The sequence below is a fragment of the Streptomyces sp. NPDC050619 genome, assembly GCF_040654815.1.
Lineage (GTDB): Bacteria > Actinomycetota > Actinomycetes > Streptomycetales > Streptomycetaceae > Streptomyces.
On sequence record NZ_JBFAIR010000092.1, the window covers coordinates 1 to 8792 of the forward strand.

Here is an 8792-nt window from a genome sequence, read left to right on the forward strand (position 1 = left end):
TGCGACCAGCGGCGGAACGACGTACCCACCGGGTCCAGGACCGGCTCCCGGCCGGCCGCCGCCGCCTCGCAGGCAGCCCGCAGATCCGGCAGCAGAATCCGCCACGACACCCCGTCCACCGCGAGGTGATGCGCGACGATCACCAGCCGGCCCACGGCATCCGGCCCGGCGTCCAGCCACACCACCTGCGCCATCACCCCGGCGCCCGGATCCAGCCGTTCGACGGCCGCCCGCGCCTGCGACCGGACCAGCTCGCTCAGCTCAGCATCCGCCGCGCCGGCCGCGGCCACCCGCGATACGAGCTCCGCGGCGTCGGTCGAACCCGGCTCCGGCACCACCAAGCGGGGCTCGCCGGTCACCAGCCGTGCCCGGAGCATGTCGTGTGCGTCCAGCACGGCGGCCACGCCGGCGGTCAACGCCTCCAGACCCAGCTTCGGGGGCGCACCCATGACCATCCACTGCGCGAAGCCCGGTCGCGTGACCGACTCCCCGAGCGACCACATCACCGGCGTGAAGGCGACCTCACCCACCCCGGACACGTCCACCGCCGTCGCCCCGCCATCCGCCGCGGCGACGACTCGCGCCAGACCGGCCGGGGTCCGCTCCTCGAAGACCTGCCGCGGCGACACCGCCCAACCCGCCCGCCGCACCCGCGACGCCAACTGCATCGACATGATCGAATCGCCACCGAGCTGGAAGAAGTCGTCATCCACCCCGACCTCGCCCGCGCCCAGCACCTCGGCGAACAGGCCGCACAACGCCTCCTCCACCGGCGACGACGGCGCCCGGCTCGCCTGGCGTACGACATCGGGCGCGGGCAACGCCGCCTTGTCGACCTTGCCGTTGGGCGTCAGCGGCAACTCGTCCAACACCACCACCACGGCCGGGACCATGTACTCAGGCAGCCGGGCGGCCGCGGACTCGCTGACGGCGGCGCCGTCCAGTTCCGCGCCCGCGGTACGGACGACGTACCCGACCAGCCGCTCGCCATCCGCCGCCACCAGCGCCTGGGCCACCCCCGGATGCGCGGCGAGGGCCGACTCCACCTCGCCCGGCTCGATGCGGAAGCCGCGGATCTTCAGCTGCGTGTCCGCCCGCCCCTGGAAGAGCAGTTGGCCGTCGGAGGTCCATTGCGCCCGGTCGCCCGAGCGGTACATCCGCCCGCCTGCGACGTACGGGCAGGCCACGAATCGCTCCGCCGTCAGCCCCGGCCGCCCGACGTAGCCGCGGGCCAGGCCCGGGCCGGCCAAGTACAGCTCGCCCGTGACGCCGGCGGGCACCGGCTGCAGGAAGCCGTCGAGCACGAAGGCCCGGGTGTTCGTCATCGGGCGTCCGATCGGCACGGTGCCGGCGCCCGGCGTCAGCGGCCGGCTCATGGCCGCGCAGACCGTCGTCTCCGTCGGACCGTAGGCGTTCACCAGTCGCCGCCCGGAGGACCAGCGGTCAGCCACCGCCGGCGGGCAGGCCTCGCCGGCCACCGTCACGGTCTGCACCGTGTCCGGCAGCGACTCCGCCACCGCCAGCAGGCTGGGCGGCAGCGTTACGTGCGTGGTCCGGGTCCGTGCCAGGGCCTCGGCCACCGGAAGCTGCGGCGGCAGCTGTGCCGCGCCGGCCACCACCAGCGTCGCGCCGGACAGCAGCGCCATGCACAGCTCGGAGACAGCGGCGTCGAAGCTCAGCGAGGCGAACTGCAGCACCCGGGCGTCCGGTTGTACGGCGAACCGCTCGATCTGCGCCTGCGCCAGGTTGGCCAGCCCCGCGTGCGAGACCACCACGCCCTTGGGACGGCCGGTGGAGCCCGAGGTGTAGATGACATAGGCCGCGTGCTCCGGCCGCAGCGGCGCGCGGCGCTCCGCGTCCTCGATCGCGCCGGGCGCACCCGCCGCCACCGCCGCGGCCACGGCGGGCTCGTCCAGAACCAGGGCCCGGTCCGCGAACTCGTCCGGCAGCACGCCGCGCACCGCGGTGGAGCACAGCACCAGCGCCGGATCGGCGTCCCGCAGCATGAATTCCAGCCGCTGCCGCGGATACGCCGGGTCCACCGGTACGAAGGCGCCGCCCGCCATCGACACCGCCAGCAGCGCCACCACCGTCGGCATCGTTCGCTCCGCCAGCAGCGCGACCCGGACCTCCGGTCCGACGCCGGCGGCGATCAGCCTGCGGGCCAGCCGGCCGGCGTCGTCCTGCAGCTCGCGGTAGGTCTTGGTCCGCTCGTCCGGGTGTGACAGAGCCCGCTCGTCCCCGTGCGGCAGGGCCCGCTCGTCCCCGTGTGGCAGGGCCCGCTCGTCCCCGTGCGACAGTGCCGGCTCACCCAGTACGGAGCTGAGCGCCGCCGCGTCCGGGGTCCGCCGCACCTGGCGGGCGAACAGCTCGGGCAGCGGGGCGGCGGTCACCGGCGCAGCGGTGTCGGTGTCGTTCCAGTCCCGCAGCACCCTCGCCCGCCCGGCCGCGCCGAGGACGCCGATCCGGCCCACCGGCACGGTGGCGTCGGCGGCCAGCCGCTCCAGCACCTGCAGCAGGCAGGCCAGGTTCTCCGCCGCCCAGTCGCGGGGGAAGAGGTCCGGCCGGTAGACCACCTCTCCCGACAGCCGGTCGCCGGGCGCCATGATGAGGGCGAGGGAGTAGTGGCTCGCGTCCTGCGACTTGCCGTCCGGCCGCAGCGAGAGACCGCCCGCCGGGCTGGCGTCGGCGGCGGAGCGCGGGTAGTTCTCGTAGACCACCAGCGTGTCGAATTCCGCACCGGACCCGGCGAGTTTCTGGATCTCTGCCAGGCCCAGGTGATGGTGCCCCATCAGAGCGACCTGGCGCCGTTGCAGGTCCGCGAGCAGGTCCAGGGCCGGCTGCGCGGGGTCCAGGCGGGCCCGTACCGGGAGAGTGTTGATGAACAGCCCGACCGAGGCGTCCGCGCCCGGCACGTCGGCGGGCCGGCCGGCCACCGTGCTGCCGAACACCACGTCCTCGCGCCCGATGAGCCGGGCGAGCAGCATCGCCCAGGCGCCCTGCACGATCGTGTTCATCGTCAGGCCGCGAGTGCGGGCGAGTTCGGTGAGGTCACGGGTCAGTTCGGCGGAGCACTCGAACTCCAGCGGGATCGGGCGTGCCGCCGCGGTCGACCGGGCGGGCGCGACGCGGGAGGGCTCGTCGGCGCCGGCCAGCTCCGCTCGCCAGGCGGCCCGCGCGGCCGGCCGGTCCTGTCGGCCCAGCCAGGCCAGATACTCCCGGTAGGACGTCGCCGGCGGCAGCGCCGCCCGCCGCTCGCCCGCCGCCGCCTCGTACAACGCGCACAGCTCGTCGAAGAGGACCGGCAGCGACCAGCCGTCGACCACGACGTGGTGAGTGGTCACCACCATGCGGTGCCGCCGCTCGCCGAGCCGGATCAGCAGTACGCGCAACAGCGGCGCCCTGGTCAGGTCGAACCGCTCCGCCATCTCCGCCGCGCACAGCCGGCCGATCTCCGCGCGCGCCTGCGCCTCCGGCAGGCCGGACACATCGGCCGCGCGCCACGGCAGGGTGACGGCGTCGGCGATGACCTGCACCGCTGCTTCGTCGGAGGAACCCTGGTGAAAACTCGCCCGCAGGATGGGGTGCCGGTCCAGCACCCCCTGCCATGCCCCGCGCAGCCGTGCCGCGTCCAGCGGGCCGTCGAGCAGCAGGGCCCGCTGTCCCGCGTAGACGTCGGGCCCGTGGTCGTCAAAGGCGGCGTGGAAGAGCAGCCCTTCCTGCAGCGGGGACAGCGGCCATACGTCGGCCAGGTCCGGGACCGCCAGCTCCAGCTCCTCGACGCCGCGCTGGTTCAGGGGCAGTGGGAGAAGGGGGAAGTCGGTGGGGGTGTGGCCGCCGGCCGCCGGGTCGCTGGTGGTGTGTTCGGCGAGTCCGGTGAGCAGCGCCAGCCACTGGCGGCCGAGCTCGGTGGCCTCGACGTCGTCGAGCAGGCCGCCTGCCCAGGCCAGAGAGAGCGTCAGCTCTGGCCCGTGCGCGGTGTCCCGGACGACCGCGCCCACGTCCAGCGCGTGGGCGGCCGGAGCCTGCGGGTCGGCGGCACCGCCCGGGCCGGACTCACCGGCGGGCTCCCAGGCGGCCGCTTCGCCGGAGTTGAGGCCGACGGGGAAGCGGCCCAGGTAGTTGAAGCCGATCTGCGGTACGGGCAGCGCGGCGAGTGCCGGCGCCGCCTCGGGGTTGAGGTAGCGCAGGAGTTGGTAGCCGAGGCCATCGCCGGCCTTGGCCCGGGTCTGCTCCTTGACCGCCTTCAGCAGAGCGCCCGCCGCCGGACCGCCCGCCCTCGCCTCGGCAAGGTCCACGCCTCCGGACGCCACCCGGACCGGGTACACGCTGGTGAACCAGCCCACCGTGCGCGAGAGGTCCACCCCGTCGGCCAGTGCCTCCCGGCCGTGGCCCTCGATGTCGACGAGCACGCCGGTGGCGTACTCCGGCCGCCACCGCGCCACCGCGCCGGCCAGCGCCGCGAGCAGCACCTCGTGCACACCGCAGTGGAAGACCGCGGCGGTACGGGAGACAAGCGTCCGGGCCGCGGCGGCGGGCACGACCCACTCCTCGCGACGCAGGCCCGCCACCGTGTCCCGTACGGGATCCAGCGGCCGCCGGCCCAACAGCGGCTCGTCAACGGTCAGCAGCTCCTGCCAGGCCGGAAGTTCCGCCACCCGGTGCTCGCCGACGGCCTCGGCGGACAGCAGCTGCGACCAACGGCGGAACGACGTACCCACAGCTTGGAGTCGGGGCTCCTTGCCGGCAGCCACCGCTTCACAGGCGGCGCGCAGATCCGGCAGCAGAATCCGCCACGACACCCCGTCCACCGCGAGGTGATGTACGACGACCAGCAGGCGGCCCACCCGCTCCGGCCCGGCGTCCAGCCACACCACCTGCGCCATCACCCCGGCGCCCGGATCCAGCCGTTCGACGGCCGCCCGCGCCTGCGACCGGACCAGCTCGCTCAGCTCCGGGTCCTCGACACCGGTGGCATCGACGCGGGACACGAGCGTCGGTACGGCGATCGAGCCCGGCTCCGGCACCACCAGCTTCGACTCGGCGGCAAGCAGCCGGGCGCGGAGCATGTCGTGCGCGTCCAGTAGCGCGGCCACGCCGGCGCTCAGCGTCTCCAGTCCCAGCATCGGGGGCGCGCCGACGACCATCCACTGCGCGGACCCGGCGCCGGCCACGGACTCACCGAGCGACCACATCACCGGGGTGAAGGCGATCTCGCCCACGCCGGACGCGTCCGGCCCGGCCCCGGCTGCCGACTCCGCCGAACGGTCCGGCTCCACGACCCGCGCCAGACGGGCCGGAGTGCGCTCCTCGAACACCTGCCGTGGCGACACCACCCAGCCGGCCCGCCGCGCTTGCGACGCCAGCTGCATCGACATGATCGAGTCGCCGCCCAGCTGGAAGAAGTCGTCATCGATACGGACCTCGCCGATGCCGAGGACGTCGGCGAAGAGGGTGCAGAGGATTTCCTCGACGGGGGTGGATGGTGCCCGTCCGTGGCCGGTGGCGGTTTCGGGGGTGGGGAGGGCTGCTTTGTCGATCTTGCCGTTGGGGGTGAGGGGCAGGGTGTCCAGGATCGTGATGGTGGCCGGGACCATGTAGTCGGGGAGGCGGGTGGCGGTGAACTCGCGTAGGGCGGCGGGGTCCAGCTGCGCCTGGGACACGGTGTAGGCGGCTATGCGGTCGTCGCGGGCGATGACGGTGGCCTGGGCGACATCGGGGTGGGCGGCGAGGACCGTTTCGATCTCGCCGAGTTCGATGCGGAAGCCGCGGATCTTCACCTGCTCATCCGCGCGGCCCTGGAAGTGCAGCAGCCCGTCGCCACTCCACTTCGCCAGGTCACCGGTGCGGTACATGCGTGCACCCTCGGCGTACGGGCAGGCCACGAACCGTTCCGCGGTCAGCTCCCGACGGCCCAGGTAGCCGCGGGCCAGACCCGGACCGGCCAGATACACCTCGCCGATGGCGCCGATCGGCACCGGGCGCAGGAAGTCATCCAGGACGTAGACCCGGGTGTTGGGCAACGGACCGCCGATCGCCGGCGGCTGATCGTCCGGGCTGATGCCCTCCTCAAGCGCCACAGCCGTGGTCATGACGGTTGCTTCGGTGGGCCCGTAGGTGTTCCACAGCCCCGCCTGGGCACGCCACTTGGCGGCCAGGTCGGCGGTCAGGCGCTCGGCACCCAGCACCCAGTTCCGTACCCCCGGGACCGTCTTCGGATCGAGCACGGACAGCAGCGACGGCACCACACTGGCCACCGTCACGCCACTGTCCCGGATCATCCTCGACAGAGCCTGCGCGTCAGTACGCTCCTCACTCGCGGCAATCGCCAAAGTGCCACCCGACGCCAACGTCACGGTCACATCCAGCACCGAAGCGTCAAAGCTGAACGACGCGAACTGCAACGTCACCTCACCCGGCCCCGCACCCAGCACCGGACCCATCGCCTCAACCAGATTGGCCACACCCCGATGCGCGACAGCCACACCCTTCGGCCGCCCAGTGGACCCCGAGGTGTAGATCACATACGCCAACTGATCGGGATCTATCTCCACTTCGAGCGAGGCATCAGACTCCGAAGCAATCGCCGCCCGCGCCTCGGCCAGCCACTCCGAATCGATCACCACCGACGCGCCGCTGTCGACCGTCATGAACTCCAGGCGGTCCGCCGGATACTCCGGATCCAACGGCACATACGCACCCCCGGCCTTCCACACCGCCAGCATCGACACCACCATGTCCACACCCCGCGGCAACCGCAGACCCACCCGCGACTCCCCACGCACACCCCGACGACGCAAATACCAGGCCAGCCGATTCGACCAGACCTCCAACTCCCCATACGACACAACCTCGGAACCACACCGCACCGCGACCACACCCGGAGCCCCAACCGCCCGCGCCCCGATACGCTCCACCACCGTCTCCGACCCGACCGGCCGCGCCGTGGCATTCCACTCCCCCACCACCCGCGCCCACTCATCCGCAGCCAGCAGCTCGATCTCACTCACCCGCACCCGCGGATCCGCCGCCACCTGCTCCAACACCCGCACCAACCGGCGTACGATCCGCTCGGCCTCCCGCTCCTCGAACAGGTCGTGGCGATAGTCGAGCCGAAGCTTCAGTTCGGACGCGTCCACCCCAAGCGCCAGCGCGAAGTTCGTTGACTCCCGCATCCCCGCACCTGTCAGCCGGACGGAGTCGAGGGCGGCCGGCACCTCCGGGTCGCCGGGGAAGTTCTCGAATGCCAGCAGCGTGTCGAAGCTCGCGCCGGGACCCGCCAGCCGCTGGATCTCCGTAAGGCCCAGATGCTGGTGGTCCAGCAGCGCGGACTGCTCCGCCTGCACGGCGGCGAGCAGCTCCGCGACCGTCCGTGTGGCCTCGTACCGCACTCGAACCGGGACCGTGTTGATGAACAGTCCCAGCATGTCCTCCATGCCCGGCAGCTCCGCCGGCCGCCCCGCGACGGTGGCGCCGAAGACCACGTCCCTGCGGCCCGTCAAGCCACCGACGAGCAGCGCCCAGACAGCCTGCAGAACGGTGTTCAGGGTCACGTCCGCCTCGCGGGCGAGACGCTTCAGTTCCTGAACGAGCGGCGGGGCCAGCTCGGCGCCGACGTACGCGGTTTCGCCGGGCGATCGGGCCGGGTCGGCCGGGGCGACGAGGGTTGGCTCCTCAGCCCCGGACAGCGTTCGGCTCCAGGCCACTCGCGCGGCGTCCTTGTCCTGCCGCGCCAGCCAGCCCAGATACTCCCGGTACGGGGTAACCGCGGGCAGTCCCGCGCCGCTGCCGCCGGCCGCGTACGCGGTCCACACCTCCCGCAGCAGGATCGGCAGCGACCAGCCGTCCAGCACCAGGTGGTGCATGGTGATCACCAACCGGTAGCGGTTCTGGTCCAGTCTGATCAACAGCCCCTTCAGCAAGGGCGGCGTCCCCAGCTCGAATCGCTGTGCGCGCTCCTCGACCGCGATCCGCTCCGACCGCGCCCAGGCCGCCTGTCCCGGCTCGTCCGTCAGGTCCTCCTCGCGCCAGGGCAGCCGCACACCCTCGACGATCACCTGCAACGGCTGCTCGACCCCGGCCACCTGCCGGAAACCAGCCCGCAGACTCCCGTGCCGATCAAGCACCGCCTGCCACGACGCCCGCAACACCTCCGCCTCGAGCTGCCCCTCCAAGTCCAGGACCAACTGCTCCACATACACATCCGCCGAACCCTCGTCGAACAGCGCATGAAACAGCAGACCCTCCTGCAACGGCGAAACCGGCAACACCTCCACCAACCCAGAAACCGCCGCCTCCAACTCCTCCACCTGCGACTGCCCCAACGCCACCAACGGAAAATCCGACGGCGTAAAACCACCACCACCCGCGGCCACATGAGCCGCAAGCCCGGCCAGCATCTCTGCCCAGCCATCAACCAGCGCCTGCGCGGCGCCCGCGTCCAGCAGCCGCTCCGGCCAGGAGAGGCTCAGGGTGAGTTCCGGGCGGGCCTCGGCCAGGTCATGAACTGCGCCCATGAACTCCAGGGCGTGCAACACCGGGAAGTCGCCGCCGGCCCCGGCGCCGAGGTCGTCGTCGAGCAGCTGCCAGTCGTCGCCCGCAGGACTACTGAAGCGGCCCAGGTAGTTGAAGCCGACCTGCGCAGTCGGCAACGCCGCCAGCTCCGCCGCCGTATCCGCATTCAGATACCGGAGCATCCCGTAACCGAGACCGTCCCCAGGCACGGAGCGCACCTGCTCCTTCACCCGCTTGACGACCTCCCCGACCCCCACCGACCCACCCGCATCCAGCCG

Annotated in this window: 1 protein-coding gene; it reads right to left on the bottom strand. The window is 72.6% G+C overall.

Features of this window, described 5'->3' with window-relative positions:
* On the bottom strand, window positions 1–8723 hold an 8723-nt coding region (locus AB0I77_RS52865; protein ID WP_363290220.1), incomplete at its 3' end, for an amino acid adenylation domain-containing protein.
* Between the last annotated feature and the right edge of the window lie 69 nt (window positions 8724–8792).